The organism is Mesorhizobium sp. WSM4849 (genome assembly GCF_055811385.1).
The window spans coordinates 19,228-45,284 of the sequence record NZ_JBVVPW010000045.1; the positions used below are offsets into that span (position 1 = coordinate 19,228).

Genomic DNA, 26,057 nt, shown 5'->3' on the forward strand with positions numbered 1-26,057 from the left:
GCCGATCGTGAGATGCGCTGCGCCCCACACAGATTTCGCTGCGAATTTTCATCCGCGCGATAGTGTCACGATTCCAAATAAGTGTCCGCCCAGTTCGACACCGCCCAGCGCGGGTTGTTGGCGACATTCCCCACCGTGTCTCTGACAACGCTGATGAAGCTCCATTCGGCGACATTGATCAGCGGCAGGTCGGCTGCGACCTTTTTTTGAAACTCCTTGTAAAGTTCCGTCCGCACGGTGGGGTCGAGCGTCTCGGACGCCTTGGCGATGAGGGCGTCGAGTTCGTCGTTCTTGTAGCCGCCCTGGTTGGAGAAAGGCACGCCGTCCGGAATGCCGCTCTGCACCAGGATGGTAGTCGAGATCGCCGGATCGCCGCGGAACACCGGCGGCCCGACCGCAAGGTCGAAGGCGTGGTCGGTGTAGACCGCCTTGATATGCGCGGCCGAGTCGTTGTTGACCAGCTGGGCGTCGATACCGATGGCGGCCAGCGCCTGGCGCAGATAGTCGCCGAACTGCTTGGTTTCGTTGAAATAGGGCGCCGGCAGCAGCTTCAGCGAAAAGCGCTTGCCGTCGTCTCGCTTGCTGTAGCCGGCTTCGTCGAGCAAGGCGTTGGCCTTGGCCACGTCGAAGGCGTAGGTCGGCACATCGGCCGTATAGAATTGCGGATCGTTCTTCGGCACCGGGCCGGTGGCTGTCGCGGCGTAGCCGAGGAACACCGTCTTGACGACGAAATCCTTGTCGATGGCGTGGGCGATCGCCTGGCGCACCTTCAGGTCGGCAAGCTCCTTGCGGCGATGGTTGATCTCGACGACGAGCTGATAGGTCAGCCCCTCATAACCCTTGGTGATCACCTTGAGGCCAGGTACTTTGGATATGCGGTCGAGATCGGCCAGCGGCACGGCGGAAAAGGCGGCGAGCTGGATTTCTTCGGCCTCAAGCGCGCTTGCCGCCGAAGTGCGGTCGGGCAGCACCTGGTAGATGATTTCATCGAGATAGGGCTTGTCCTTGCCCCAATAGTCGGCATTCTTCTCCAGCCGGTAATATTCGCCTGGCTTGTGTTCGACGAATTTGAACGGGCCAGTGCCGATCGGTGCGTTGTTGGCCGGGTTCTCTTCGATCTTTCCGGTCTCGTAGATGTGCTTCGGCACCACGCTGCTCAGCGCCGGCAAGGCGTTGCGGATCAGCTGGAACGGTGTCGGTTTGGCGAATTTGAAAACCGCCGTCAGTTCGTCCGGCGTGTCGACCGCCTCCAGATCCTTGAACACAATGCGGCCGAGATTCTGCAGCGGCTTCCAGATTTGCAGCGCCGAGAACGCGACGTCGGCGGAGGTGAAGGGTTTGCCGTCGTGCCATTTGACGCCCTCGCGCAATTTGAACGTCACCGACAGGCCATCGGCGGCGCCCTCCCAGCCTATCGCCAGGCGCGGGTCGAGCCCGTCCTTCCCGTCGAAGGACGCCTCGGCCAGCGTTTCCACGATTTTGCTCGAGATAAAGAACACACCGTTGGAAGCGACGATCGCCGGGTTGAGGTTACGCGGCTCGGAATCGGCGGCGACAACCAGCCGCCCGCCTTTCTTCGGCGTCTGTGCCAGACCGATGGTCGGCAGCGCCGTCGAGGCCAGCAGGAATGCCGAACCGGCAAGCATGGTGCGCCTGGAAATCGTGACATCTGACATGATCGAACTCCGTCCCTCTCAGCCACCCGGCCGGGTGGCCCAGTACCCTCGGACGCCGGACGGCATCCTTGCAAGGATGATTATGAGCCTTGCCGAGGGTTTCGCCAGAGACGGATTTGGCGCATCCTCATGTGGCTTTGAAAATTTCGTCCGCTGGACCAGTTACAGGGAAGCGGTTCAATCCGACCTTATCTGGTAGGACCAGACTTATCTAGTAGAACCAGACTGGGCACCGCCGGCGATCCGAGCGGCCGGCCAGGGAATTCAGGGAGAGAAAGATGAACGTCGCTCCGGGTAAGAATGCCGTCAGCACCATCCCGTTCGACCAGGCCAGGGTCGATCGGCTGATGGAGGAGGCCGGTATCGATGTTCTGCTCGCCACCTCCAAGCACAACACGCAATATCTGCTTGGCGGCTACAAGTTCATCTTCTTCGCCGCCATGGATGCGATCGGCCACAGCCGCTATCTGCCTATCGTGGTCTACGAGAAGGGTGGGCCGGACCACGCCGCCTATATCGGCAACCGCATGGAGGGCGCCGAGCACCAGAACAACCCATTCTGGACGCCGACCTTGCACGCCTCCTGCTGGGGCACGCTCGACGCCGCCAATCTCGCGGTTGAGCACCTGACGAAAATCGGCAAGGGCAACGCCCGCATCGGCATCGAGCCGGCTTTCCTGCCGTCGGATGCCTACACGCTGATCCGCAAGGCGTTGCCGGACGCCAAGCTGATCGACGCGACTGATATGCTGGAGCGGATGCGGGCGATCAAGACGGAAGCTGAGCTGGAGAAGCTGCGCACCGCCTCTGAACTGATCACCGATTCCATGCTGGCAACCATTGCCTGGGCACGCGAAGGCACGACCAAGACCGAGATCATCGAGCAGTTACGGCGCGAGGAGACCAATCGCGGCGCGCATTTCGAATATTGCCTGCTGACGCTCGGCGCCAGTCACAACCGCGCCGCCTCGCCGCAGGTATGGAAGAAGGGCGAGGTGATGTCGATCGATTCCGGCGGCAATTATCACGGCTATATCGGCGACCTCTGTCGCATGGGCATTCTGGGCGAGCCGGATGCCGAACTCGAGGATCTGTTGGCCGAAGTCGAGGCGGTGCAGAAGGCGGCCTTTTCCAAGGTACGCGCCGGCACGCTGGGTGGTGACATGATTTCCTACGCGCAAGGCGTGCTGAAGAAATCCAAGGTCGCGCCCTATACCGATTTCTTTGCGCACGGCATGGGGCTGATCACGCATGAAGCGCCGTTCCTGATGACCAACCATCCGGTGACCTATGAAGGCACCTATGCCGAAAAGCCGCTGGAGAAAAACATGGTGCTCTCGGTCGAGACGACGATGCTTCACCCGACGCGCGGCTTCATCAAGCTGGAGGACACGGTGGCGGTCACCGACGCTGGCTACGTCATGTTCGGCGACCGGGGCAGGGGCTGGAACCGGGGTGGAGTTTGACAGCCCTGCAATGAAGGCGCTGCCCCCTCACCCGGATTGCCAACCGAATTGCAAGGGCAATTCGGGACAATCCGACCTCTCCCCGAAGGGAGAGGAGATCGCCAGCGACGGCGCCTACCTCTTCTCCCCTCGGGGAGAAGGTGGCCGCGAAGCGGCCGGATGAGGGGGCAACTCCAAATGCGATTAGTGTAGAGATCACTTCCCACCCGGCGGCAGCAGCGTGAAATCCGGCAAGTCGCGCAGCGCCAGTTCCGGCCCGGCCGGCGAATAGACGACGAACAGCTGCATGGGCGCATCGCCGGTGTTCAGCGTCGAATGGAAGCGGCTTTCCGGCACATAAATGGTGCAACCCGGGCCGACCTTCTCAACGACCGGATTGCCGTTCTCGTCTTCGACCATCTGCTCGCCATTGCCTGATATGACAAAGATGATCTCTTCAGCACCTGGATGATTGTGGCGCGTGTGGCCCTTGCCGGACGGCAGGTCGACGACGCCGCCGGAAAAACGCGTCGCGCCGTTCACTTCGGGAGCCACCGTCAGCGACAGTCTGCCCCAGTTGAAGCCGAAGGCGCTGACATCCTTCGGATACACGAATACCTTGCTCTGGTCGGTCATCGTCTCATCCCTTCCTTTTCTTGGCGACAGTTTTTGTGCCGCTTTGTCTTTTTGTTTTAGCGTCGGATTTTCCCAAAGCCGGTTCCCACTTTTGGGTCCGATGCTCCAGCATGACGGCCTTGAAATCCGCAGTCTGCCTGGCGATCGCCGTTTCTGCCGGCAGCCGCTCCATCGAACTGGCGCCGTAGAAACCGTGCAGGCCCTTGCAGCGTTCGAGGATGTAGCGGGCATCGTCCGGCATCGAGATCGGCCCGCCATGGCAAAGCAGGATGACATCCTTGCGCACGACACGCGCCGCTTCAGCGATCGCGTCGATCTCCGTCACGCAGTCGTCGAGCGATTTGGCCGACGTCGCGCCAATCGAACCGCCGGTGGTCACCCCCATATGGGCGACGACGATGTCGGCGCCGGCCTTGGTCATGGCGCGCGCTTCATCGGGGTTGAACACATAGGGCGTGGTCAGGAGATCGAGTTCGTGTGCTGCGGCGATCATGTCGACCTCGAACCCAAAGCCCATGCCGGTTTCCTCGAAACTTTGCCGCATCTGGCCGTCGAACAGGCCGATGGTCGGAAAGTTCTGCACGCCGGAAAAACCCATCGTCTTCAGCTCGGCTAGCAGCAGCGGCATGATGACGAAGGGATCGGTGCCGTTGACGCCGGCCAGCACCGGCGTCTTCTTCACCACCGGCAGCACCTCATAGGCCATTTCCTTGACGATCTCGTTGGCGTTACCATAGGCGAGCAGGCCGGCGGCCGAGCCGCGCCCGGCCATGCGGTAGCGGCCGGAATTGTAGATGATGATCAGGTCGATCCCGCCGGCCTCCTCGGCCTTGGCCGAAAGGCCGGTGCCGGCGCCGCCGCCAACGATCGGTACGCCGCCGGCAATCATCTTGCGGAACTTTTCCAGAATCTTCTTGCGTGGTATCGCGGCCATGGCTTCGGCTCTCACTGTCTGGCGATGTCGAGGAAAGCCGCAACCGCAGCCTTGGCGAATTCGGGGTCGTTGATGTGCAGCGGCAGGCGCGTCACTCGGCGCGTGTTATCCGGCATGATCGTACGTTCGATAGCCTCGAAGAGTGCTGCATCGGCTTCAGGGTCGAAGAAGGCGCCGCCTTCGATGTCAAGCGCCGAGACGCCCTTTTCGGGAATGAGGAACCGGACCGGTCCCTCGCAAAGGCTCAGTCTTGCACCGATCCATTCGCCGATCTTGCGGCTTTCGTCGGGGGTCGTGCGCATCAGCGTCACATTCGGATTGTGCTCGTAAAACAGCCGCCCGCTATAGCGTTGTGGAACGGTCGGTGGCGCCCAGAAATTCACCATATCGAGCGCGCCGACCGAGCCGACATAGGGCAGTTTCGTGCGGGTGATCGCTCCGAAGCGGTCTTCGGTCGCCGGCAGAACGCCGCCAAACAGGAGGTCGCAGACTTCTGTCGTCGTGATGTCGATGACGCCGGACAGCAAGCCGCTGTCGGCCAGCTTCTCCATGCTGCGGCCGCCTGTCCCGGTGGCGTGGAAGACCATGCAGTCATAGGTCGAACGAAGCTTCTCGGCGATGGAAGTCACGCATGGCGTTGTGACGCCGAACATGGTGAGGCCAATCGACGGTCTGCCGTCGGGTGGCGGCGGCGGTTTTGCAGCCATGCCTGCTATCGCCTGCGCGGCATTGTGCAGCACGACACGAGACAGCCGGTTCAGGCCGGCCATATCGGTCACCGACGGCATCATGACGATGTCGGAGACATCGACGTAAGGTGCAGTGTCGCCCGAGGCGAGCGTCGAGACCATGATCTTGGGCAGGCCGAGCGGCAGCGCGCGCATGCCTGATGTGATGATCGAAGTGCCGCCACCACCGCCGATGCCGATCACACCTGATATATCGGTGCGCGATTGGACAAACCGGGTGAAGGCGATGGCCATTGCCGCCACCGCGGTTCCGCGATCGTCGCTGCCCAGCACGGCACCGCTGCCATCGGGATGATGGCCGGCGACCTCTTCGGCCGAGACATCGACCGGCACGGTCGCATTGCGCGTTCCGACGTCGACGCGGGCGACAGCAGCACCGGTGGCTGCGACCGCATCGGCCAGAAAGGCGAGTTCCTCACCCTTGGTGTCGGCGGTGCCCACCACATAGACGCGCTTCATTGCGTTTCCCCGGTTCTAGGCGCGCTCGGTGTTGCCGCCTGCCGCTCTTTGCCCGGCCGTTCAGCATCGCGAAGGCCATTGCAATTTTTTGAGACGCGCGTATCGTATTGACATGAATGTCTCACGTCAACAAGCGGCGGTTTCCGACGATGCCGGTTCTGGGGCCGCACGTGGACCGCGCGCCCGCACAAGACGGTTGATGCTGGAGACGGCGACAAGGCTGATGCAGGCGGGCGCCACGCCTTCAGTCAGCGAGGTCGCCGAAGCGGCGGAAGTCTCCCGCGCCACCGCCTATCGGTATTTTCCAAGCCAGACGGCGCTGGTCCAGGCGGTGGTCGACGAAGGACTCGGGCCGATCCTCACCTGGAAATCGGCCTCGACCGATCCCGAGCGCCGCGTCGCCGAACTGTTCGATACCGCCATGCCGCGCATCGAGGCCTTCGAGGCGACCTTCAAGGCGGCGCTGAAGCTGTCGCTCGACCAGTGGGCGCGGCGGCAGGCAGGCACGTTGGGCAGCGAGCCGACCTTCACGCGCGGCCATCGTGTGGATCTGCTCAAGGACGCGATCGCACCGCTCAAGAACCGGCTGCCGCCACGCGAATTCAAGCGCCTGGCACAGGCCCTGTCGTTGATCTTCGGCGTCGAAGTGCTCATCATACTGAAGGATATATGGGGGCTGGACAGCCGCAAGATGATGTCGGTAGCGCAATGGGCAGCCGGCGCCCTGGTACGGGCTGCAGTGATGGAATCGATGACCGGAGGAGATAGAAGCGCGCCGGCGACAGCTACGGAATAGCATCGATCTGGTTCGACCAGATGGGGATGCCCACTACCGACAATAGCCGATATGCCGTAGCGCGAACAAGAGCCTTGTGTATCAACGAGTAGGAAAATTTAAGAAAAACAGACAGATGTTGCTGGAATCCGCTTGTCCGAGGCGCTGGCATCGTCCAAGAAAGAGCTTGACGTGCGTCCGAAATTGGTAATACCAGATCAGGACAATATAGCGGATTAAAAGTGAGGGCTGCGATCCATTTTCCGGCTGGGCGAGGAGGCTCAAAAACCGGAATGTTGCCATCACGGGAGGAACTACCAGGGTCGGCCTCACCGCCGGCTCGCATGATACGGTAGAATGCGCACAAGGGAGGAAATCATCATGCGCAAGACAATGACCAGTATGCTTGCTGGTATCGGCTTAGTGCTCGCCTGCGGAACGTCCGTCTACGCGCAGGATAAGGAACTCACCATATTCTGGGCTGAATGGGATCCGGCGAACTATTTGCAGGAACTCGTCAACCTTTACGAGGCCGAAAGCGGCGTGAAGGTCACGGTCGAGACGACGCCGTGGCCAGATTTCCAGACCAAGGCGTTCACCGAGTTCAATGCCAAGGGAAGCGCCTATGACATGGTCGTCGGCGACTCGCAGTGGTTAGGGGCAGCTTCCGAGGGCGGCCACTACGTCGATCTGACGGACTTCGTGAAGAACAACAAAGTGCTGGAGACGATGGCCCCGGCGACCGTCAAATTCTATTCCGAATACCCGGGCAACAGCGGCAAATACTGGTCGATCCCGACTGAGGGCGACGCCGTCGGCTGGTCCTATCGAAAGGACTGGTTCGAAGACCCGAAGGAAATGGAGGCGTTCAAAGCCAAGTACGGCTATGACCTTGCCGTGCCGAAGACTTGGAAAGAAATGACCGACATCGCGGAGTTCTTCAACCGACCCGATCAGAACCGCTACGGCATCGCAATCTACACCCAGAACCAATATGACGGTCTCGCCATGGGCGTCGAGAATGCGATCTTTTCCTACGGCGGCGAACTTGGCGATTATGCGACCTATAAGGTGGACGGGGTCATCAACTCGGACAAGAACGTCGCGGCGCTTGAGAATTACCGCAAGCTCTTCGGCTTCACGCCGCCCGGATGGACCAACGCCTTCTTCACCGAGGACAACCAGGCGATCACCGAGAACCTGGCGGCGATGAGCATGAATTATTTTGCCTTCTTCCCGGCCTTGGTGAACGAGGCGTCGAACCCGAATGCCAAGGGCACTGGCTTCTTCGCCAACCCGGCTGGCCCCGGGGGTGACCAGTTCGCCGCGCTCGGCGGTCAGGGCATCTCAATAGTCTCCTATTCCGAGAATAAGGAAGAGGCGATGAAGTTCCTCGAATGGTTCATCAAGGACGAGACCCAGAAGAAATGGGCCGAGCTCGGCGGCTACACTTGCAATAAGGCGGTGTTGGAGAGCGCCGAGTTCCAGAACGCGACGCCTTACAACAAGGCTTTCTACGAGACCATGTTCAAGGTGAAGGATTTCTGGGCGGTGCCGGAATACGCCGAGCTGTTGCAGCAGCTCAACCAGCGCGTCTATCCGTACGTCGTGAACGGTCAGGGCACTGCAAAGGAGACGCTTGACGCACTTGCAGCCGACTGGAACGCGACGTTCAAGAAGTACGACCGCGTGCAGTAAAGCGCGGCTTGATCTCGGAGGGGGCGGCCGCCCGCCCCCTCCGTTTCCGTTTCAAGAACCGAAATTCAAGAAGAAGACTGGGAAAGAACGGGTCCATGGCCACCACAGTCATAACGACGTTGGATCCAAAATCGCGCGCCGCCTCCCATGGCATGAGCGACATCACGATCCGTAACCTCTTCATCATACCGACGATCCTATTCCTGATCATCTTCAACATTTTTCCGTTGATCTATTCGCTCGGTTACTCCTTCACCGATTTTCGTGCATCGACCAGCGCGGCTGCGAATTTCGTCGGACTGCAGAATTATCGCGAGCTGCTCAACGATCCCTACATCTGGAACAATTTCGCGGTCACGGCAAAATACGTGATCGTCTCGGTCGTCGGGCAGGTCGTGGTCGGCTTCGGCACGGCGATGCTCCTCAATCGCGACATTCCCTTCAAGGGGCTGATCACGACGCTGCTGCTTTTGCCGATGATGCTGTCTATGGCCGTCGTCGGTCTGTTCTGGAAACTGCTCTACGACCCGTCCTTCGGCATCATCAATTACGCGCTGGGCCTTGGAAAATTCGAATGGGTCGGAAATGCCGACATGGCTCTCTACGCGATCGCCATCACCGACATTTGGATGTGGGCGCCCTTCGTCATGCTGCTGTCGCTCGCCGGCCTGTCGGCGGTGCCGAAGCATCTTTACGAGGCAGCCGCGATCGACCGCGCCGGCTCGTTCTATACGTTCTTCCGCATTACGCTGCCACTGGTCGCCCCCATCCTGATGATCGCGATCATCTTTCGCACCATGGAGGCGTTCAAAACCTTTGATCTTGCCTATGTACTGTCGACGCAGCCGACCACCGAGGTGATCTCGATCCGGCTCTACAAGATGGCGTTCCAGGAATGGCAGACCGGGCGCTCCTGCGCGCTCGCCTACATCGTGCTGATCATGGTCTTGGCGATCACCAATATTTACGTCAAATACCTGAACAAGGTGAAGGAGCGCTAGCATGGCCGCCGTCACCACCTCTACCGAGCGTTCGCTCAACAAGCTCGCCATCGTCGGCGTGCTGATCGTCACGATTATCTTCCTGGCGCCGATCTACTGGATAGCCTCGACGGCGTTCAAGCCGCGCAACCTCGCCACCACCATCCCGCCGACGGTGGTCTTCCAGCCGGAGATTTCGCCCTTCGTCAAGCTGTTCACCAAGCGCTCGCAACTGCGCACAGCGCCGACGCCGGAACAATACGCCGCCGCCCCGTGGTGGGAGCGGCTGGTGTTTGACGGCGGCGAGAAGGTGGTGCGCTCGGGCAGGGGCGAGGTGCAGTGGTCCGGTTATCCGAGCCGCTTCATGAATTCGCTGATCGTGGCCATCACCTCAACGATCCTCGCCGTCGGCATGGGCACCTTCACGGCTTACGGGTTCTCGCGCTTCAAGATAAAGGGGGAGCAGGACCTGCTCTTCTTCATCCTGTCGACGCGCATGCTGCCGCCGGTGGTGGTGGCGATCCCGATGTTCCTGATGTACCGGGCGGTTGGCCTCAACGACACGCATTGGGGCCTGATCATCCTCTACACCGCCTTCAACCTCAGCTTCTCTGTCTGGCTGATGAAGGGGTTCATGGACGAAATTCCGAAGGAGTACGAGGAGGCGGCCCTCGTCGACGGCTATACGCGCATGGAGGCATTCTTCAAGATCGTGCTGCCGGAGGCGGCTACCGGCATCGCCGCCACCGCCGTGTTCTGCTTCATCACGGCGTGGAACGAATATGCCTTCGCGCTGATCATGACCAACCGGCGGGCCCAGACCGCGCCGCCGTTCATTCCGAGCCAGGTCGGTTCCGGCCTGCCCGACTGGACGGTCATCGCGGCCGGCACCTTCCTGTTCCTGCTGCCGGTCGCCATCTTCACCTTCCTGTTGCGCAACCACCTCCTGCGCGGCATGTCCTTCGGAGCGATCCGCAAATGATCCGCCATGGTACAATCCAGCGCACGGCCGAGATCGTGATGGTGCTCGGCATCATCGCGCTCTGCCAGCCGTGGAATTTCTTCCTGCACCGCTACGGGCTGACGATCATCATCGTCGGGCTGCTGACGTTCATGATCACCGGCTGGGTCGGTCCAAGGCAGAAGCCGCAGGCGACCGGCGCGCCGGAAAAAGAAGGTCACGCATGACCCAGATCGAGCTTCGTGGCGTCCAGAAATTCTTTGGCGCCGTTCAGGTCATCAAGGACCTCAATCTCAAGATCGACGACAACGAGTTCATCGTGCTGCTCGGCCAGTCGGGCTGCGGCAAGACGACGACGCTTCGCGCCATCGCCGGGCTGGAGACGATCGACGGCGGCGATGTCCTCATCGACGGCAAGCCGGTCCAGCATCTCAAGGCTGCCGACCGCGACATCGCCATGGTCTTCCAATCGTTCTCGCTCTATCCGCATATGAGCGTCTACGAGAACATCGCTTTTCCGTTGCGCGCCATGCGCAAGAGCAAGGCGGAGATCGACGGCGAGGTTCGCTCGGTCGCCAAAGTGCTGCAGATCACCGACCTGCTCGGCAAGAAGCCGTCGGCGCTGTCGGGCGGCGACATGCAGCGCGTGGCGATCGGCCGGGCGCTAGTGCGGCGGCCGAAGGCGATGCTGATGGACGAGCCGATTGGCGCACTCGACGCCAAGCTGCGCGAGGAGATGCGCGCGGAGATCAAGCGGCTGCACATCAAGCAGGGCTCGACCACCATCTACGTCACCCACGATCAGATCGAGGCGATGAGCCTTGCCGACCGCATCGTCATCATGCATGAGGGCGTTCTGCAGCAGGTAGGCAGCCCATCGGAAGTGTATACGCACCCGGCCAATTTGTTCGTCGCGCAATTCGTTGGCTCGCCAGTGATGAACGTCGCCAACGCGGCGGTGACGATGAACGGCTCCGGCGCCAGGGTCACCCTCGACGGGGCCGCGGAAGGGTTCCTTTTCCCGGCCGAACTGGGCGGCCAACTCGACGTCGCGAACGTCGGGCAGGACCGCCTTGCACTCGGCATCCGCCCCGAAGGCGTGATGGTCTCGCGCGAGCCGGCGGACGGTTACCTGCCGGTCGAGGCGCACATCATCGAACCGCTTGGCTCCTACGATATCGTCGACCTCAAGGTCGGGGCACAGATGTTGCGCGCCCGCACCCGTTCCGGTTTCGTCGGCAAGCCGGGGGTCCAGGTCTTCGCCAAGCTCGACCCGGCGCAGGCGCACTTCTTCGACACGACAAGCGGCAATTCGCTGGGGGTGAGACTCTGATGGCCCATATCCAGCTCAAGAACATCTCGAAGACATTCGGCAATCACACCGCATTGACCGGGCTCAATCTCGACATTGCCGACGGCGAGTTCTTCGTGCTGCTCGGCGAGACCGGCGCCGGCAAGACGACGACGCTGCGCATGATCGCCGGCCTGGAAAAGCCGGACGAGGGTCAGATATTCATCGACGGCGCTGATGTCGCCGACTGGGGTGCGGCCGAGCGCGACGTGGCACTGGTTCTGCAGCAATACTCGCTTTATCCGCGCTACACGGTGCGCGAAAACCTCGAATTCCCGCTGAAGCCAAAAATCCGCCGCATCGAGCCCGACGAGATCAAGACGCGCGTCGACCGCGTTGCCAGGACCTTGCGTATCGAGCATCTGCTCGACCGCAAGACGGATCGCCTCTCTGGCGGCGAGATGCAGCGCGTTTCGATTGGTCGCGCCATCGTCAGGAAGCCCCGCGTATTCCTGATGGATGAGCCCCTTTCGGCGCTCGATGCCAAGCTGCGGGAGGCGCTGCGTACCGAGCTGAAGAACATCCAAATGAACCTTGGTCAGACCTTCCTGTTCGTCACGCACGACCAGATCGAGGCGATGTCGATGGGCGACAAGGTTGGCGTGCTCAACCATGGCCGCATCGTCCAGACCGGCACACCGTATGAGATCTATAACAATCCGCGCGACACCTATGTGGCGAGCTTCGTCGGCTCGCCGCCGATGAACCTCATCGACGGCAAGCTCGTCGACGGCCGCGCGGTGATGGCACCGCTGAATTTCGAGCTGCCTTTTACGGGGGGTGCCAAGACGAGCGGTGCGACCGACGGTCGCCCGCTCGTCTTCGGTATTCGTCCCGAGGATGTCTATCTCGAGGGCGGGGCGCCGGTGGAAGCGCGCGTCCACGATGTCGAGAACCATGGCGTCGAGAAGATCCTTACCCTGCGGGTCGGCGACGCCATGCTGCGGGCCACGGTGCCGGCCAGAACCGATGTCGAAATCGAGCAGCCGGTGCGCTTTGCCTGGGATCCGGACAAGGTGGTGCTGTTCGACAAGGCTAGCGGAATAAGCCTTCGTCACGCAGGCTAAGAGACTGTTTGGAAACTCTACTCCGGCGGCCATCTGATGGCGTTTTCTGTGCTTCCGGTGCTCACGGACCCAAATGTCCGCTCCGCTCCGGTTCTCGAAACCACCACCATATGACTCGCCGGAGCGACTTTCGAAACAGTCTCTAAGCGCGCCTGCTGGGCGGGAAGGATGCTAGAGCGGGATGCGTTCAAACTGAACGAGGCATCCCGCTCTATCTATTTGTTTTAGCCGCATTTCTGCGACGCCAAGTGATTCCACTTGGGTGCAAAATGCTCTCGCGGCTTGAAGCCTTTGGCCAGGTTTAGACGGCTTGACGGGCCTCGGCCTGTTCCTCGGCGCGGAGATGGCTGGGAGCCGATCCGATGACGCGCTTGAACGCCCGGCTGAAGGACGCGTCGGATTCATAGCCCAGGCGTGCGGCGACGACGGAAATCTTCAGCTGGTCGCGGACCAGCCATTGCCGTGCCTGGTGCATTCTCACCTGGGTGACATATCTCGCCGGGGTTTCGCCGACGACCGTCGCGAAGCGCTCGGCGAAACCCGATCGCGAGGCGCCCATCATCCTGGCGAGCGTTTCCACGGTCCAATCGCGGTCCGGTTCGAGATGGATCGCGGCCAGCACGCGGCCGATCTCGCGGTCTCTCACCGCCGCGATCCATCCGGACGAGTCGCCGCAGCCGCGCTCGACCCACGAGCGGATGACGGTGGCCGCCAGCACATCGGCGAGCCGGGCCAGGATGCCGCCGGAACCGACGCGCTCCATCGTCACTTCGCGCGCCATCGCCTCCAGCAGATGCGGGATGCCGGGTTCATAGGCTTCCAACTCGTGCGCGCGCATTACGTCCGGCATCATGCCGAGCAATGGGTGCAAGCCGTCGAGATTGAAATACATGCTGCCGAAAAACAGCAGCGTCCCCGGCCGGCAACCTTCATTGGACATGCAGTAAACGTTCTTGCAGACCTCGGCGACCTCATAGCCCTGGATCGGCGAAGCCTCGGTGCCGGGCTCGCTCGCCAGGACGTGTGCCGCACCGCGCGGCAGCAGCACCGCGTCGCCCGCCTTGAGCTCCACCCATTCGCCGGACGGCTGCAGCAGCCAGCATCCCTTGCGGCCGATGAAATGAAACCGCGCAGCCGTCTGGGCCGGAAACTGGAGGCCCCAAGGCTCCTGCATTTCACAGCGGCCGTATTCGACGCCGTCGAGCCGTAACCCGCGCAATATGTCTGTCAGCGGATCACCGGTGACCGGAACTTTGGACGAATAGTCAAGCATGATGGTGTTTCTAGCATGGAAACTCCAGGCGGTCACTCCCTATGTTGCACTGCAGCCAAATGTTGCGCTGCAACCAGATCGGAGATTCCATCATGACCGAACCCGCGACAGGCGTCATGGACGCCGTTCTCGATCCCGCGGAAACCGACGAACGAGCCGAGCCGGCGTGGGGGGCGGTCGTATCCCTTGCGCTCGGTGTGTTTGGGCTGGTGACCGCAGAATTCCTGCCTGCCAGTCTGCTGACGCCGCTGGCGCAGGACCTCGGTGTCACGGAAGGGACTGCCGGCCAAGCGGTGACAGCGACGGCCGTTGTCGGCGCGATAGCCGCTCCGACCATGGCTATCGTCACTAAACGGCTGGACCGCAGGCTGGTCATGTGGGGACTGACAGTGCTCCTGATCCTGTCGAACCTGGTAGCGGCGTTTGCCTCTTCGCTTCCCGTTCTTCTGATCGCTCGCATCATGCTCGGAGTAAGCCTCGGCGGCTTCTGGTCGATGTCGGCGGCCATGGCGATGCGGCTTGTTCCAATGCGACTGATGCCGCGCGCCATGTCGATCATTCTCACCGGCGTTTCGGTGGCGACGGTCTGTGCCGCCCCAGTCGGCGCCTATGTCGGCGACATCTGGGGATGGCGAACGGCCTTCATGATCGCGGCGGTTGTCGGCGCCCTGGCGCTGCTCGTGCAGATCGCCACCCTTCCGAAGCTGCCGCCGGCGGGCGTGGCAAGTGTTCGGACCTTGCTGGAAGTGATGAAGCGCCCGATGATCAGGGTTGCGCTTCTGGTGGTCCTATTGGTCGCTTCGGGACACTTTGCCGGCTTCACCTATGTCCGCCCGTTTCTTGAGAAGGTGCCTGCGCTGGACATCGAGACGATCTCTCTGGTGCTGCTCGCCTTTGGCATCGGTGGATTCTTCGGCAACTTTGCCGGTGGCTTCATGGCCGAACGCAGTCTCAAAACCGCCGTTGGCATGGCGCCTCTGCTGATTGCTGTGGCAGCCGCGTTGCTGCTTACTCTCGGAGCCTCGCCAGTCGTTGCGGCGATAGCGGTTGCCGCCTGGGGCTTTGCCTTCGGCGCGGTGCCCGTCGGGCTGCAAACCTGGCTGGTGCGAGCCGCTCCCGACCAGGCTGAAAGCGCCGGCGGGCTGATGGTCGCGACGTTCCAGGTGGCCATTGCGCTGGGCGCGGTTTTCGGCGGCCTGCTCGTCGACAATGCCGGCGTTGCCAGTGCTTTCGCCTATTGCGGAATCGCGACGTTGCTGGCGGCCTTGGCGGCGTTCTTGCTCGGCCCGAGAAGCGCGACCTAAGCCATTCCGCACGTGCGCCCAACGTAGGACGCCTCTTGCCTCCAAGAAATGGCCCGAAAATCGGTTATGGTTTTCGGGCCGTGGCGATTGCCGCGACGAAACGGCCCAGACTGTCTTCGACGTAGGATGCAACTTCGACTTTCGGGTCGAAACTCCACCAAAGCAGCGAACCTTGCCAGTGCGATGCCATCAGCAGGCCGATATCCAACGGCGTGTTGGCCACCGAAGCAAAGCAAGAGTCGAGGATGTTGCACAGGGATGCCTTCCACGATGCCCCGCGCGCGCGAAGCACCGGATCGCGCAGATCTTCACGCAGGACGAGCAGGCCCTCGGCATAGGATTCGATGCCGCCATAGTCACGCGAAAGCGCCACCAACAACCCGATCGCGCCAGCAGGGGTTCTCTGTATCGCATCGGCGAGCTTTATCGTATTCTCATCCAGCCTATCCCATGCCTGCAGCAAGGTTCTTTGCCTGAGCGTGGCCTTGTTCTTAAAACGCTGCACCAGGGTCGAGCCGGAAAGTCCGCAAGCCTTGGACAGCCGTTCGAATGTGAGGCTCTCCGGGCCATGCTTGTGGATCAGCCGGTGCGCCGCTTCCAGCACGTGCTCGTCGGATTGCGTTTTTTGCCGCGGCATCTTGACATCCATTTATAACCGAATGATCATTTATATATTATGGCATTGAAGAAAGCCAGCGTTTGGTTGGTCAGAGTCTGGTTGGTCAGAGCCGTGGGGAGTTCAATGACGCTTGAGGGAAAAGTCGCCTTGGTCGCGGGTGCAACGCGCGGTGCGGGGAGAGGTATTGCGGTCGAACTGGGCGCCGCGGGCGCGACGGTTTATGTCACAGGGCGGACGACACGCATGCATCAGTCCGAATACGCCCGCCCGGAAACCATCGAGGAAACGGCGGAGCTTGTTTCAGCGCAAGGCGGCCATGGCATCGCTGTGCAAGTCGATCATCTGGTTGTGGAAGACGTGCGCAAGCTGGTCGACCGGATACGTACCGAGCAGGGCCGCCTCGATGTGCTGGTCAACGACATCTGGGGCGGGGAGAAACTGTTTGAATGGAACAAGCCGGTTTGGGAGCATGATCTCACGAATGGTTTGCGCATGTTGCGGCTGGGCATCGACACGCATCTGATCACCGCGCATTACGCGCTGCCGCTTCTGATTGAGCGCCCGGGCGGGCTGCTTGTCGAAGTCACCGACGGCACAGCCGAGTATAATGCAGACCACTATCGGCTTTCCCCGTTCTACGACCTCGCCAAAGTGTCGGTGACCCGCATGGCCTGGGCCCATGCTCAGGACCTTGCCCCGCACGGTGCCACCTCGATTTCGCTGACACCCGGCTGGTTGCGTTCGGAAATGATGCTCGAGGCATTCGGCGTTACGGAGGACAACTGGCATGATGCGACAGCGAAAGTGCCGCATTTTGTCATCTCGGAGACGCCGCGCTTTGTCGGGCGCGCGGTGGCGGCGCTTGCGGCGGACCCGGATCGTTCGCGCTGGAACGGACAGTCGCTGTCGAGTGGCGGGCTGGCGCAGCTCTACGGTTTTACCGATCTCGACGGCTCGCGGCCCGACGCGTGGCGCTACGTTCCCGAGGTTCAGGACGCCGGCAAACCAGCCGATGTGACGGGGTACCGTTAGACCGCTCGAACGCTGGGAGCCGGCAATAGTTTCGGTTTCAGGCCGCGCGGCCGTCGAAGTCGAGAACCGGCACAGCGGCAAGGTCCAATCCGTCGATGCAATGGATATTGACGTAGGCGCTTCGTTCGCTCCCTTCGCTGACATCCTCGGCGAAGGGGTGAATGCCGCAGGTCCGGCAGAACCGGTGGGCGATGACATGGTTGCCGAAAGTGTACCTGCCAAGATCGTCGCCCCAGGCAAGCACCTGCAATGCTTCGTGCGGCACCGCCCATAGCAGCGCGCCCTTGCGCGAGCAGATCGAGCAATTGCACCGCACGGCTCCGGTCAGATCGCCTTCGACCTCGAAGGCGATCTTGCCGCAGTGGCAGCTGCCTTTGTAGAGCATCAGGTCTCCTCCTTCCGTTCGACAGGGGTGCAAATGTGCTTTTGCCGGGTTATGTCTCTGCAGGCCATGCACCAGTCGTTGCCTGTAAGACGTTGCAGGCGTCCGGAGTCCGACACCGAAAATGCAATCCGTCCGCGACCGCCTCGAAGTCGTCCTTTCGCGTCTCGCCGTCCGCGCGGACAATGAAAGCGTATTCGTAAAGCTCTATCCGGAGGCCGCACGGGCAGCAGCCGATGCCGCCGATGGTCGGCGCAGAGCCGGCGTGACGCTCGGGCCGCTCGACGGAACAATTCTGTCGATCAAAGACCTGTTCGATGTCGCCGGCGAGCCGACCACGGCCGGTTCGTTGCTGCTCAGCACCGCGGCGCCGGCGCTGCGGGATGCCGTCATCGTGCAACGATTGCGGCAGGCGGGCGCCGTCATCTTCGGCAAGACCAACATGACTGAATTCGCCTTCACCGCGATCGGCGTCAACCCGCATTACGGCACGCCCGGCAATGCGACCGACGCCAGCCGGATTGCAGGCGGCTCATCCTCCGGCGCCGGTGTTTCCGTTGCCGAAGGCACGAGCGAGATCTCGATCGGTTCCGACACCGGCGGTTCGGTGCGCATTCCGGCATCGCTGAACGGTGTCGTCGGCTTCAAGCCGACGGCGCGGCGCGTGCCGCGCGATGGCGTCTTCCCGCTATCGGCCACGCTGGACTCCATTGGCCCGCTCGCGCGCACCGTTGCCGAATGTGCCGCAGCCGACGCGGTGATGGCCGGCGAAGAGTTCGCGGCACTTGTTCCGCTCTCGCTTGCCGGGCTGCGCATCGGTGTTCCGCGCGGCGTGCTCTTCGAGGATACGGAAGAAGAGGTCGCGGTAGCGTTCGACCGATGTGTTCACAAGGTGGAACTCGCGGGTGCACGCCTCGCTGATCTGTCCATCGATGACCTCCTTGCCGATTTGCGCGCGGTAACCAGGCGGGCCTCGATCGCGGCAATGGAGGGTGCCGAGGTCCATGCAGATTGGCTGGCGACTGGCGCGACGACACCGGTGGATCCGCGGGTGAGCGAGCCGTTGTCACGCGCTGCCGCCGTTCCGGCCACGGCCTATATAAGGGCAATCCGCCGCCGCACGGCGCTTGTCGCGGCCATGGACGAGCGGCTGGCGTCTGTCGATGTGCTGGCCCTGCCGACCACACCGGTCACCGCACCGACAATCGTGTCGATGACCAGCGACGAAGTTCTATGTGAGCGTATGGAAGGCCTTCTGCTGCGCAACACGCAGGTCGCCAACCAGTTCGACCTCTGTGCGATCTCGCTGCCGATGCCGGGAATGGCGCGCCCTGCCGGGCTGATGCTGGTGGCGCGCAACGGCCACGACCACCGTCTCTTGCGTATCGCGGCGGAAGTCGAGGCACTGCTTGGCCGTGGATGATGTGAACGTCAATGCGACGAACAGTGGCCGCGTTCGCTGTCCCTGGACGCGCGTTCGATACCGGTCGCGACCAGCCATGGCAAAGTGTATCGCTTGCCGTCGAGGGTCTGGGTCCGGGTCTCGATGGAGCCGACAACGACGACCTTGCCGGCGTAGAGCTTGTCAGAGAGATCGAGCGCCTTGTCCTCCTGCGGCAATCCATCGATGTCGATCGACACGCCCTTGATGATCTTGCCCGTCGCAAGATCGAGCGCGCTGTTCGACGGACAGGGCGCCATCACGCACCGCAGGCCGTTGTCGCAATAGACATAACTGCTCTCGGTCGCAGCGACCGAGGGCAGGACGCAGATCGAAACAAGCAGCGGCGTGCGGCGAAAAACGAGCATGGGGTGCAGCGTCGTGCAGAAATTGGGCGATACGGCGACGGCGTTACACGTCGGCCTGGAACCGTCGCCGGTAGTGCTCGACCACTTCGGGATTGCGCAGATTGACCGGCAATTTGTTGGCCAGCACCAGCAAGGTTTCATCAGCCGAACCAACGCCCATGCGCATCATCGACTGCTCGGTGATGCCGGCCATGTGCGGCGTGACAATGACATTGTCGAAGCCGAAATAGGCGTGATTGGGCGGCAGCGGCTGCGTCGCAAAGACATCGAGCGCGGCACCGCCGATACGGTCCTTCCGCAGCGCTTCGATCAGCGCGTCGTCGTCGATCACCGGCCCGCGCGAAATATTGATCAGCAGCACGTGCGGCTTCATTCGACCGATGCGCTCGTGGTTGATCAGGCCGCGTGTCTCCGGTGTCAGCGGGCAGCACAGAACGATGATATCGCTCTGCTCGACCAGTGCGTCGATCGACAGAAAGCCGACCCTGTCCGGCGCAGGCCTCATGCTGCGCGTCGTCGCCACCACGTTCAGGTCGAAACCATGCGCCGCAATGTGGCCGACTGCCTGTCCGATGGCGCCGAAGCCGATAATGCCGATCGTCTTGCCGGCGAGCTCGCTGGCGAGAATGGTGTGGTCGCGACCGGCCAGCCAGCCCTTCGCCCGCAAGTCGCGGTCTACTACGCGGAAACGCCGAAGCAGCGCCAGGGCCGCGAACATCACGTATTCGGCGACCGACCGGGCATTGACCGCCGGCACGTTTGCCACCAGGACGCCGGCTGCCGTGGCGGCTTCCATGGGAACCATGTCGAGCCCGGCGCCGTGGCGGATTGCGGCCCGGAGCTTCGTCGCACGTTCGAAAAGCGCCGATGGCAGTGGCGCACGAACGATGATGATGTCGGCATTCCTCGCCTCAGTCGCCAGCGTGTCCGCATCGAGGGCGGAGGCGACGACGAGTTCACCGGCCCCAGTCAGCATGGCGGAGGCGCGCGGGTGAAGCGTGTGTGTCGTCAAGATTTTAGGCATGTCAGACCTGTTCGAGCGCTGGACTGTGAGGTTCTGCCCCGCCACCCTCGATCAGGCCTTTCCAGTAGCTTTCCGCACCTTGCAGATGGGCGCTCATCAGCGCCTGGGCGAGGTTGCCGTCGCGGCGCAGCAGCGCCTCGTAGATCTGGATGTGCTCGGCATGCGAGCGCACGCTGCGTTCGGGATCGTTGAAATAGATCGGCAGGCGTTGTTCGCCCATCATGTAGTAGACGCTGCATATGTTGTGAAAAACGCTGTTCTTGGTCGCCCGCACGATTTCAAGGTGAAATTCGCGGTCTTCCTTGGCGAGACCCTCGCCCGCCGCAATGCGGTCTTCCGAAGCCTTCAGGATTTCGCGCAGCCGCTCGAAATTTTCCTCGGTGGCACGCGAACAGGCAAGCTCGGCGGCCTTGATCTCGTGGATCTTGCGCAACTCGACCGTCTCGTAGATCTGGATCGGATCGAGCGGCAGGCCGGCCCTGGCAAAAAGCGCCATCGCCTCGACGCTGGCCTGCTTGGTGTCGATGTAGATGCCGGACTTGGCCCGGCGCTCGACGATGCGCATGGCTTCGAGGATAGCCAGCGCCTCGCGGATCTGGCCGCGGCTGACGACGAAATGCTCCGCCAGTTCTCGCTCCGACGGCGTTCGGCCCGTCGCCTTGTCGGAGTGGGAGAACAGATAGGCGGCGAGTTCCGCGAGAAGGTTCTTTTCTTTCATGATCAGCCGCGTAGCGCGTGCGCCTCCAGGAACCGTTCCGAAAGGGTGAATCCCAGTCCGGGCTTCTCGGGGATCGCTATCATACCGTCCTTTGCTTCGACAGTCTCCTCGATCAGATCGTGGATCATCGGGTTGGCGCCAAGCGAATATTCGACGGTAAAGCTAGCCGGCGAAGCAGCGCAGACATGCAGCCCGGCAAAGAAGCAAGGGGCGCCGGCCCACAGATGCGGCGCGAAGCGCAGATTGAAGGCGCTGGCGATGGTGCCGATCTTCATCGCCTCGCTGATGCCGCCGCAGAAGGCAGGATCCGGCTGGAAGATGTCGGCCGCTTTGAGCGTGGCGAGGTCGCGGAAGGCATAGCGCGTCGCCTCGCTCTCACCGGTGGCGATCGGGATGGAGCCGGACGCCCGCACTTCGGCCATCCCAGGCTTGTCGTCGGCGATGACCGGCTCCTCGAACCAGGCCAGATCGAGATCGCCGGCGAGATGGATGAAGCGTTTGGCTTCCGCCACCGTATAGGTGCCGTGCGCATCGACCATAAGATCGAGTTCAGGGCCGAGCGCCTGTCTTGCGGCGCGGACGCGGGCGGCCGAATTGTGCGGGGTGCCGTCCATCGCGCCGATCCGCATCTTCAGCGCCTTGAAGCCACCCTTGGCGATATAGGATTTCAACTGGTCGCCGATCGCTTCGGTGGGGGCCCAGCCACCGGAAGCGTAGGCCGGCATGCGATCGAGCTTGCGGCCGCCGAGCAGCCGCCAGACCGGAACCCCCAGCGACTTGCCCAGAATATCCCACAATGCGATGTCGACGGCGCTGATTGCGGCGACGCTGATGCCGCGCCGCGCCAGTTGCGGCATGGCGTGGCCGTTTTGCGCGGCGCTGTCGTGGCGCACGCCATTGTAAAGCATCTCCCAGATCACCCCGAGGTCGGCCGGATCGCAGCCGATCAGCTGCGGGCCGACCTCATGGTTCAGCATGTGGACGAGGGCGCCATAGCTGCCGGTGCTGCCGGCGGCATTCTTGCCTTCGCCCCAGCCGACCAACCCATCGTCAGTCTCGATGCGCAGGATGGCGGCGTCGAACGTCGTCACCTGACCGAAGTCGCTGCGGTGCTGCCGTGCCGCTTCGATCGGTATGCGGACCCACCAGGCTTGGACCGTCTTGATGCGCATGTTCATCCTCTGCCTTGCCGCCGTTAGGGGCCGCCGTCGGGCGGAAAGGCTCGTTTCCAGAGATCGACTACTTGATCAGCGGCAGCAGCGTTTCGGCGGTGATGCGCATCTGGTCGGTGTAGAACTTTTCCGTGAGCACGCTGGAACCGTGGTCCTGGATGAATTTGAGCTGCTCCGGCGAGATGTCGACCGGGTTGCGTTCAACCATGTCGGGATAGGGAGCAGCCGGCGTGCGGTCGACAGGGGCGACGAACTCGTTGGTCAGCGCGCCGTCGTAGCCGACTTCCTTCAGGGTGCCGACGATCTTCGGCCAGTCGATCTGTCCGAGACCGGCGGCGAAGCGGTTGTTGTCGGCGACGTGGAAATCGAACAGGCGCTTTCCGACCTGCCGGATGGCATCGTAGACGTTAAACTCCTCCATATGGAGGTGATAGGCGTCAAGGCAGACACCGCATTCGGGGCTGACCGCATCGGCCAGCGCCATTGCCTGGGCGCCGCGGTTGAACAGATAGGTCTCGAAGCGGTTGAGCGGCTCTACCGCGATCTTGACGCCCACTTTCTTGGCATGGGTAAAGCATTCCCTGGTGGCGTCGACCACCCATTTCCATTCTTCTTCCTCGGTGCCGTCCGGCACCACCTTGCCGACGGTGGCGGGAACCAGCGTGATGATCTCGCCGTCGAGTTCGCTCACCATCGTCAGCACGTCCTTGACGTACTGCACCGAGCGCTCGCGCTGGCCCTGGTCCTTGGCGGCGAGGTTGCGCTCGCCCAGCATCAGCGTCACCGCCCCCCAGCAGCGGATGCCGTGCTCCTTCAGGAGGGCACGTGTCTCATTGATCTTGTATTGCGCGGGCTCGCCGGAAATCTCGATCGACTCATAGCCGAATTTCTTGATGCGTTTGAGCGTCGTCTCCAACGGTTCCGCCCGCATCCAGTTGTGCGTCGAAAGATGCATGGTCTGTCCTTCCCAGAATTCGCCTGTAACAATTCGCCTGCGACGCACTCCACCAGATTGCGTTGCATGGTTCCTCCCCAAGGCACTCCAGCATTCGTCGTAACTGGTTCGACCAATTGGGCATGAAAAGAGGGTCTACAGCAATTTCATCTGGACGGCAAGAAATCCTGCACTGCAGCCCCGGCCCATGATTATTTCTTTGATTAAACTGGCGTATTTGCCCGCAGCCCGGTAATTTTCGCAGCGCTGGTTGCGAGCGGCGGCGCTTGACCAAACGACCATATTTGGTAATACCAGAATGGCGGTGCGCACTAGCGCCTGTCGAGAAAAGACCAAAGAGGCTGGCCCTGCTTTCAATCGGCGCTATGCTTGGTCGTGGATAAATTAGGGAGGATGCCGATGCCGTCGACAATGAAGGGTCCTGGGCTGTTTCTGGCGCAATTCGCGGGCGATGCCGCACCGTTCAACTCGCTGCCGTCGATCACCAGATGGGCGGCCGGGCTGGGCTATAAGGGCGTGCAGATCCCGACCTGGGACAGCCGGCTGTTCGACCTCGAGAAGGCGGCGTCCTCCCAGGCCTATTGCGACGAAGTGAAGGGCATCTGCACTGAGGCGGGCGTTGAGATCACCGAGCTGTCGACGCACCTGCAGGGGCAGTTGGTGGCGGTGCATCCGGCCTATGACGCGCAGTTCGACGGCTTCGCGCCGCCTGCGGTGCACAACAATCCTAAAGCCAGGCAGCAATGGGCCGTCGAACAGATGAAGTTCGGCGCCAAGGCTTCGAAAAATCTCGGGCTCAAGGCGTCGGTGTCGTTTTGCGGGGCGTTGGCCTTCCCCTACCTTTATCCTTGGCCGCAACGGCCGGCGGGGTTGATCGAGGAGGCGTTTTCCGAACTGGGAAAGCGCTGGAAGCCGATCCTCGACGTCTATGAGGACAATGGCGTCGATCTCGGCTACGAGATCCATCCGGGAGAGGACGTCTTCGACGGCGCGACCTTCGAGATGTTCCTCGACGCCGTGGGCGGCCACAGGCGCTGCAACATCAATTACGACCCGTCGCATTTCCTGCTGCAGCAACTCGACTATCTCGAATTCATCGACATCTATCACGAGCGGATCAAGGCGTTCCACGTCAAGGATGCCGAGTTCAATCCGACCGGCCGGCAAGGCGTCTATTCCGGCTATCAGAGCTGGACGAACCGGGCCGGGCGTTTCCGCTCGCTCGGCGATGGCCAGGTGGATTTCGGCGGCATCTTCTCCAAGCTCGCCCAATATGACTACGATTCATGGGCGGTACTGGAATGGGAATGCTGCCTGAAGCACCCCGAGGATGGCGCGGCCGAAGGCGCTCCCTTCATTCAGCACCACATCATCAGGGTGACGGAAAAGGCATTCGACGATTTCGCCGGCAGCGCGACCGATAAAAAGGTGCTGCGCGCCATGATGGGAATCTAGCGCGATTTTCCCTCCCCCTCGAGGGGAGGGTCGATCCGCGCAGCGGATCGGGGTGGGGTCGCAGGGCGTAGAGCTCCGCATCAACCGACCCCTCCCGGCCTTTCGGGCCACCCTCCCCTCAAGGGGGAGGGGTATTTCAGACACGAGGGAGAAAATCATGGTCGGCGCATCGAAGTCGGAAGCGGGAGGCGGCCCGATCCGCTACGGCATGGTCGGCGGCGGGCAAGGCGCCTTCATCGGCGCCGTGCACCGCATCGCAGCGCGAATGGACAATGAGTTCGTGCTGGTCGCCGGTGCCTTGTCGTCCGATCCGGCGCGTGCGAAAGCGTCGGCCGAGGAGCTCGGGCTCGATCCGGCGCGCAGTTACGGCTCGTTCGCCGAGATGGCCAAGGCCGAGGCCAAGCGGCCGGACGGTATCGAAGCGGTGGCCATCGTCACGCCCAACAATGTGCATGTGCCGGCGGCGAAGGCTTTTCTCGAAGCCGGCATCCACGTCATCTGCGACAAGCCGCTGGCGACGACGTTGGCGGAAGCGAAGAAGCTGGCGGCATTGGTCGAAAAGACCGGCAAGGTCTTTGTCCTCACCCACAATTACACCGCCTATCCGATGGTGCGGCAGGCGCGCGAGATGGTGGCCAAGGGACAACTCGGCGACATCCGTATCGTGCAGTCGGAATACCCGCAGGACTGGCTGACCGAAGACCTCGCCGCCACCGGCCAGAAGCAGGCGGCCTGGCGCTCCGACCCCAAGCAGGCCGGCGCCGGCGGTGCGCTGGGCGACATCGGCACGCACGCCTACAATCTCGCGCGCTTCGTCTGTGGATTGGAGCTCGATTCGCTTTCCGCCGATCTCGACGCCTTCGTGCCGGGGCGACAGCTCGACGACAATGTCAACGTGATGTTGCGCTTCAAGCCGGTCGGCAAATCGCATCCGGCCAAGGGCATATTGTGGGCGAGCCAGGTGGCGCCCGGCCACGAGAATGGGCTGAAGCTGCGTATCTACGGCTCGAAGGGCGGGCTTGAATGGGTGCAGGCCGACCCGAACTATCTCTGGTACACGCCGTTCGGCCAGCCGAAGCAGTTGATCACCCGAAACGGCCCCGGGGCGCTGCCCGTCGCTGGGCGCGTCAGCCGCGTTCCGTCAGGCCATCCGGAAGGCTATCTCGAAGGTTTCGCCAACATCTATCAGGAGGCGGCCCGCGCCATCCGCGCAGCGCGCCGCAAAGGCGGCAAGCCGGCTAAGGATGTCATCTTCCCGACCATCCAGGACGGTGTCGAAGGCATGGCCTTCATCGAAGCCTGCGTGAAGTCGTCGAAGAAGAATGGAGCCTGGACGAAACTTTAATCGCTGCGCCCGGTTAACGGGGGAGCCCCCTCACCCGGATTGCCAACCGAATTGCAAGGGCAATTCGGGGGCAATCCGACCTCTCCCCGAGGGGAGAGGAGATCGCCGGCGCTGGCGTCTGCCTCTTCTCCCCTTGTGGGAGAAGGTGTCGCCGAAGGCGACGGATGAGCGACTATCTCTGATGTCAAGTTGCATTAGCGAACTCTTTGCGCGCATCGCGTGCTTTTGCATTGAGAAT

The 26,057-nt window shown here is 62.1% G+C and carries 25 protein-coding genes; 13 read left to right on the plus strand and 12 right to left on the minus strand.

What is annotated here, in order from left to right; all coding sequences use genetic code 11:
- Positions 1–65: 65 nt before the first annotated feature.
- A complete protein-coding gene (locus AC0L3L_RS32650; protein ID WP_473641328.1) occupies positions 66–1,676 on the minus strand; it encodes an ABC transporter substrate-binding protein in 1,611 nt (536 codons plus the stop codon).
- Positions 1,677–1,954: 278 nt separating this feature from the next.
- On the opposite strand from AC0L3L_RS32650, the gene AC0L3L_RS32655 reads away from it, so the two are divergent.
- A complete protein-coding gene (locus tag AC0L3L_RS32655) occupies positions 1,955–3,142 on the plus strand; it encodes a M24 family metallopeptidase (protein WP_473641330.1) in 1,188 nt (395 codons plus the stop codon).
- A 195-nt stretch (positions 3,143–3,337) separates the two neighbouring features.
- Here AC0L3L_RS32655 and AC0L3L_RS32660 read toward each other — a convergent pair whose 3' ends face one another.
- Genes AC0L3L_RS32660 through AC0L3L_RS32670 form a run of 3 tightly spaced genes read right to left on the minus strand, consistent with a single transcriptional unit; the run spans position 3,338 to position 5,899 of the window.
- A complete protein-coding gene (locus AC0L3L_RS32660; protein WP_473487809.1) occupies positions 3,338–3,757 on the minus strand; it encodes a cupin domain-containing protein in 420 nt (139 codons plus the stop codon).
- 4 nt (positions 3,758–3,761) lie between these two features.
- Positions 3,762–4,691, minus strand: coding sequence for a phosphoenolpyruvate hydrolase family protein (locus AC0L3L_RS32665; RefSeq protein WP_473641332.1), 930 nt, complete (start codon positions 4,689–4,691; stop codon positions 3,762–3,764).
- A gap of 11 nt (positions 4,692–4,702) precedes the next feature.
- Positions 4,703–5,899: a Tm-1-like ATP-binding domain-containing protein gene (locus AC0L3L_RS32670; RefSeq protein WP_473641334.1), complete on the minus strand. Its 1,197-nt coding sequence runs from the start codon at positions 5,897–5,899 to the stop codon at positions 4,703–4,705.
- 112 nt (positions 5,900–6,011) lie between these two features.
- Between AC0L3L_RS32670 and AC0L3L_RS32675 the strand changes: the two genes are divergently transcribed.
- From AC0L3L_RS32675 to AC0L3L_RS32705, 7 genes are all read left to right on the plus strand, one after another.
- Entirely contained in the window at positions 6,012–6,695 is a 684-nt protein-coding gene (locus tag AC0L3L_RS32675; RefSeq protein ID WP_473527368.1) for a TetR/AcrR family transcriptional regulator, read from the plus strand.
- Positions 6,696–7,055: 360 nt separating this feature from the next.
- Positions 7,056–8,372, plus strand: a complete 1,317-nt coding sequence (locus tag AC0L3L_RS32680) for an ABC transporter substrate-binding protein (protein ID WP_473641336.1) — start codon at positions 7,056–7,058, stop codon at positions 8,370–8,372.
- A 95-nt stretch (positions 8,373–8,467) separates the two neighbouring features.
- Positions 8,468–9,373 carry a carbohydrate ABC transporter permease gene (locus tag AC0L3L_RS32685; protein ID WP_123151652.1) on the plus strand — a complete coding sequence of 302 codons (906 nt, stop codon included), beginning with the start codon at positions 8,468–8,470 and terminating at the stop codon, positions 9,371–9,373.
- Between the two features lies 1 nt (position 9,374).
- Positions 9,375–10,334 carry a carbohydrate ABC transporter permease gene (locus AC0L3L_RS32690; RefSeq protein ID WP_123151653.1) on the plus strand — a complete coding sequence of 320 codons (960 nt, stop codon included), beginning with the start codon at positions 9,375–9,377 and terminating at the stop codon, positions 10,332–10,334.
- Positions 10,331–10,540, plus strand: coding sequence for a hypothetical protein (locus AC0L3L_RS32695; RefSeq protein ID WP_123151654.1), 210 nt, complete (start codon positions 10,331–10,333; stop codon positions 10,538–10,540). Before AC0L3L_RS32690 ends, AC0L3L_RS32695 begins: the two co-directional genes overlap by 4 nt.
- Positions 10,537–11,646, plus strand: coding sequence for an ABC transporter ATP-binding protein (locus tag AC0L3L_RS32700; protein WP_473641338.1), 1,110 nt, complete (start codon positions 10,537–10,539; stop codon positions 11,644–11,646). Before AC0L3L_RS32695 ends, AC0L3L_RS32700 begins: the two co-directional genes overlap by 4 nt.
- The gene (locus tag AC0L3L_RS32705; protein WP_473527365.1) at positions 11,646–12,731 is read left to right on the plus strand and encodes an ABC transporter ATP-binding protein; all 1,086 of its coding nucleotides are present in this window, start codon (positions 11,646–11,648) and stop codon (positions 12,729–12,731) included. Before AC0L3L_RS32700 ends, AC0L3L_RS32705 begins: the two co-directional genes overlap by 1 nt.
- Positions 12,732–13,032: 301 nt before the next feature.
- Here AC0L3L_RS32705 and AC0L3L_RS32710 read toward each other — a convergent pair whose 3' ends face one another.
- Positions 13,033–14,004 (minus strand): AraC family transcriptional regulator, encoded by a 972-nt coding sequence (locus AC0L3L_RS32710; RefSeq protein WP_473527364.1) that lies wholly within the window; start codon positions 14,002–14,004, stop codon positions 13,033–13,035.
- Between the two features lie 92 nt (positions 14,005–14,096).
- Between AC0L3L_RS32710 and AC0L3L_RS32715 the strand changes: the two genes are divergently transcribed.
- The gene (locus AC0L3L_RS32715) at positions 14,097–15,308 is read left to right on the plus strand and encodes an MFS transporter (RefSeq protein ID WP_473641340.1); all 1,212 of its coding nucleotides are present in this window, start codon (positions 14,097–14,099) and stop codon (positions 15,306–15,308) included.
- A gap of 64 nt (positions 15,309–15,372) precedes the next feature.
- Here AC0L3L_RS32715 and AC0L3L_RS32720 read toward each other — a convergent pair whose 3' ends face one another.
- Positions 15,373–15,945, minus strand: coding sequence for a TetR/AcrR family transcriptional regulator (locus AC0L3L_RS32720; RefSeq protein WP_473641342.1), 573 nt, complete (start codon positions 15,943–15,945; stop codon positions 15,373–15,375).
- A gap of 105 nt (positions 15,946–16,050) precedes the next feature.
- Here AC0L3L_RS32720 and AC0L3L_RS32725 point away from each other — a divergent pair, with 105 nt between their 5' ends.
- Positions 16,051–16,959: an SDR family oxidoreductase gene (locus tag AC0L3L_RS32725; protein ID WP_123151659.1), complete on the plus strand. Its 909-nt coding sequence runs from the start codon at positions 16,051–16,053 to the stop codon at positions 16,957–16,959.
- A 37-nt stretch (positions 16,960–16,996) separates the two neighbouring features.
- On the opposite strand, the gene AC0L3L_RS32730 is transcribed toward AC0L3L_RS32725, so the two are convergent.
- Complete coding sequence (locus AC0L3L_RS32730) at positions 16,997–17,344, minus strand: GFA family protein (RefSeq protein WP_123151660.1); 348 nt, start codon at positions 17,342–17,344, stop codon at positions 16,997–16,999.
- Between the two features lie 121 nt (positions 17,345–17,465).
- Between AC0L3L_RS32730 and AC0L3L_RS32735 the strand changes: the two genes are divergently transcribed.
- Positions 17,466–18,764 (plus strand): amidase, encoded by a 1,299-nt coding sequence (locus AC0L3L_RS32735; RefSeq protein ID WP_473487821.1) that lies wholly within the window; start codon positions 17,466–17,468, stop codon positions 18,762–18,764.
- Between the two features lie 8 nt (positions 18,765–18,772).
- On the opposite strand, the gene AC0L3L_RS32740 is transcribed toward AC0L3L_RS32735, so the two are convergent.
- From AC0L3L_RS32740 to AC0L3L_RS32760, 5 genes are all read right to left on the minus strand, one after another.
- Positions 18,773–19,150 carry a hypothetical protein gene (locus AC0L3L_RS32740; RefSeq protein WP_473641345.1) on the minus strand — a complete coding sequence of 126 codons (378 nt, stop codon included), beginning with the start codon at positions 19,148–19,150 and terminating at the stop codon, positions 18,773–18,775.
- Positions 19,151–19,193: 43 nt separating this feature from the next.
- Positions 19,194–20,174, minus strand: coding sequence for an NAD(P)-dependent oxidoreductase (locus AC0L3L_RS32745; protein ID WP_473641347.1), 981 nt, complete (start codon positions 20,172–20,174; stop codon positions 19,194–19,196).
- A 1-nt stretch (position 20,175) separates the two neighbouring features.
- Positions 20,176–20,892 carry a FadR/GntR family transcriptional regulator gene (locus tag AC0L3L_RS32750; RefSeq protein WP_123151663.1) on the minus strand — a complete coding sequence of 239 codons (717 nt, stop codon included), beginning with the start codon at positions 20,890–20,892 and terminating at the stop codon, positions 20,176–20,178.
- Positions 20,893–20,894: 2 nt separating this feature from the next.
- Positions 20,895–22,064: a mandelate racemase/muconate lactonizing enzyme family protein gene (locus AC0L3L_RS32755; protein ID WP_473487824.1), complete on the minus strand. Its 1,170-nt coding sequence runs from the start codon at positions 22,062–22,064 to the stop codon at positions 20,895–20,897.
- Between the two features lie 67 nt (positions 22,065–22,131).
- Positions 22,132–23,019, minus strand: a complete 888-nt coding sequence (locus tag AC0L3L_RS32760; RefSeq protein WP_473487825.1) for a sugar phosphate isomerase/epimerase family protein — start codon at positions 23,017–23,019, stop codon at positions 22,132–22,134.
- Positions 23,020–23,418: 399 nt separating this feature from the next.
- Here AC0L3L_RS32760 and AC0L3L_RS32765 point away from each other — a divergent pair, with 399 nt between their 5' ends.
- The gene (locus AC0L3L_RS32765) at positions 23,419–24,474 is read left to right on the plus strand and encodes a sugar phosphate isomerase/epimerase family protein (RefSeq protein WP_473527359.1); all 1,056 of its coding nucleotides are present in this window, start codon (positions 23,419–23,421) and stop codon (positions 24,472–24,474) included.
- Between the two features lie 157 nt (positions 24,475–24,631).
- Positions 24,632–25,819, plus strand: a complete 1,188-nt coding sequence (locus AC0L3L_RS32770; protein WP_473527358.1) for a Gfo/Idh/MocA family protein — start codon at positions 24,632–24,634, stop codon at positions 25,817–25,819.
- Positions 25,820–26,057: the final 238 nt, after the last annotated feature.

Excerpts from the sequence above, each read along its gene's own strand:
- AC0L3L_RS32650 (WP_473641328.1), bottom strand. The coding sequence starts at position 1,676 with ATGTCAGATGTCACGATTTCCAGGCGCACCATGCTTGCCGGTTCGGCA.
- AC0L3L_RS32655 (WP_473641330.1), top strand. The coding sequence starts at position 1,955 with ATGAACGTCGCTCCGGGTAAGAATGCCGTCAGCACCATCCCGTTCGAC.
- AC0L3L_RS32660 (WP_473487809.1), bottom strand. The coding sequence starts at position 3,757 with ATGACCGACCAGAGCAAGGTATTCGTGTATCCGAAGGATGTCAGCGCC.
- AC0L3L_RS32665 (WP_473641332.1), bottom strand. The coding sequence starts at position 4,691 with ATGGCCGCGATACCACGCAAGAAGATTCTGGAAAAGTTCCGCAAGATG.
- AC0L3L_RS32670 (WP_473641334.1), bottom strand. The coding sequence starts at position 5,899 with ATGAAGCGCGTCTATGTGGTGGGCACCGCCGACACCAAGGGTGAGGAA.
- AC0L3L_RS32675 (WP_473527368.1), top strand. The coding sequence starts at position 6,012 with ATGAATGTCTCACGTCAACAAGCGGCGGTTTCCGACGATGCCGGTTCT.
- AC0L3L_RS32680 (WP_473641336.1), top strand. The coding sequence starts at position 7,056 with ATGCGCAAGACAATGACCAGTATGCTTGCTGGTATCGGCTTAGTGCTC.
- AC0L3L_RS32685 (WP_123151652.1), top strand. The coding sequence starts at position 8,468 with ATGGCCACCACAGTCATAACGACGTTGGATCCAAAATCGCGCGCCGCC.
- AC0L3L_RS32690 (WP_123151653.1), top strand. The coding sequence starts at position 9,375 with ATGGCCGCCGTCACCACCTCTACCGAGCGTTCGCTCAACAAGCTCGCC.
- AC0L3L_RS32695 (WP_123151654.1), top strand. The coding sequence starts at position 10,331 with ATGATCCGCCATGGTACAATCCAGCGCACGGCCGAGATCGTGATGGTG.
- AC0L3L_RS32700 (WP_473641338.1), top strand. The coding sequence starts at position 10,537 with ATGACCCAGATCGAGCTTCGTGGCGTCCAGAAATTCTTTGGCGCCGTT.
- AC0L3L_RS32705 (WP_473527365.1), top strand. The coding sequence starts at position 11,646 with ATGGCCCATATCCAGCTCAAGAACATCTCGAAGACATTCGGCAATCAC.
- AC0L3L_RS32710 (WP_473527364.1), bottom strand. The coding sequence starts at position 14,004 with ATGCTTGACTATTCGTCCAAAGTTCCGGTCACCGGTGATCCGCTGACA.
- AC0L3L_RS32715 (WP_473641340.1), top strand. The coding sequence starts at position 14,097 with ATGACCGAACCCGCGACAGGCGTCATGGACGCCGTTCTCGATCCCGCG.
- AC0L3L_RS32720 (WP_473641342.1), bottom strand. The coding sequence starts at position 15,945 with ATGCCGCGGCAAAAAACGCAATCCGACGAGCACGTGCTGGAAGCGGCG.
- AC0L3L_RS32725 (WP_123151659.1), top strand. The coding sequence starts at position 16,051 with ATGACGCTTGAGGGAAAAGTCGCCTTGGTCGCGGGTGCAACGCGCGGT.
- AC0L3L_RS32730 (WP_123151660.1), bottom strand. The coding sequence starts at position 17,344 with ATGCTCTACAAAGGCAGCTGCCACTGCGGCAAGATCGCCTTCGAGGTC.
- AC0L3L_RS32735 (WP_473487821.1), top strand. The coding sequence starts at position 17,466 with ATGCAATCCGTCCGCGACCGCCTCGAAGTCGTCCTTTCGCGTCTCGCC.
- AC0L3L_RS32740 (WP_473641345.1), bottom strand. The coding sequence starts at position 19,150 with ATGCTCGTTTTTCGCCGCACGCCGCTGCTTGTTTCGATCTGCGTCCTG.
- AC0L3L_RS32745 (WP_473641347.1), bottom strand. The coding sequence starts at position 20,174 with ATGCCTAAAATCTTGACGACACACACGCTTCACCCGCGCGCCTCCGCC.
- AC0L3L_RS32750 (WP_123151663.1), bottom strand. The coding sequence starts at position 20,892 with ATGAAAGAAAAGAACCTTCTCGCGGAACTCGCCGCCTATCTGTTCTCC.
- AC0L3L_RS32755 (WP_473487824.1), bottom strand. The coding sequence starts at position 22,064 with ATGCGCATCAAGACGGTCCAAGCCTGGTGGGTCCGCATACCGATCGAA.
- AC0L3L_RS32760 (WP_473487825.1), bottom strand. The coding sequence starts at position 23,019 with ATGCATCTTTCGACGCACAACTGGATGCGGGCGGAACCGTTGGAGACG.
- AC0L3L_RS32765 (WP_473527359.1), top strand. The coding sequence starts at position 23,419 with ATGCCGTCGACAATGAAGGGTCCTGGGCTGTTTCTGGCGCAATTCGCG.
- AC0L3L_RS32770 (WP_473527358.1), top strand. The coding sequence starts at position 24,632 with ATGGTCGGCGCATCGAAGTCGGAAGCGGGAGGCGGCCCGATCCGCTAC.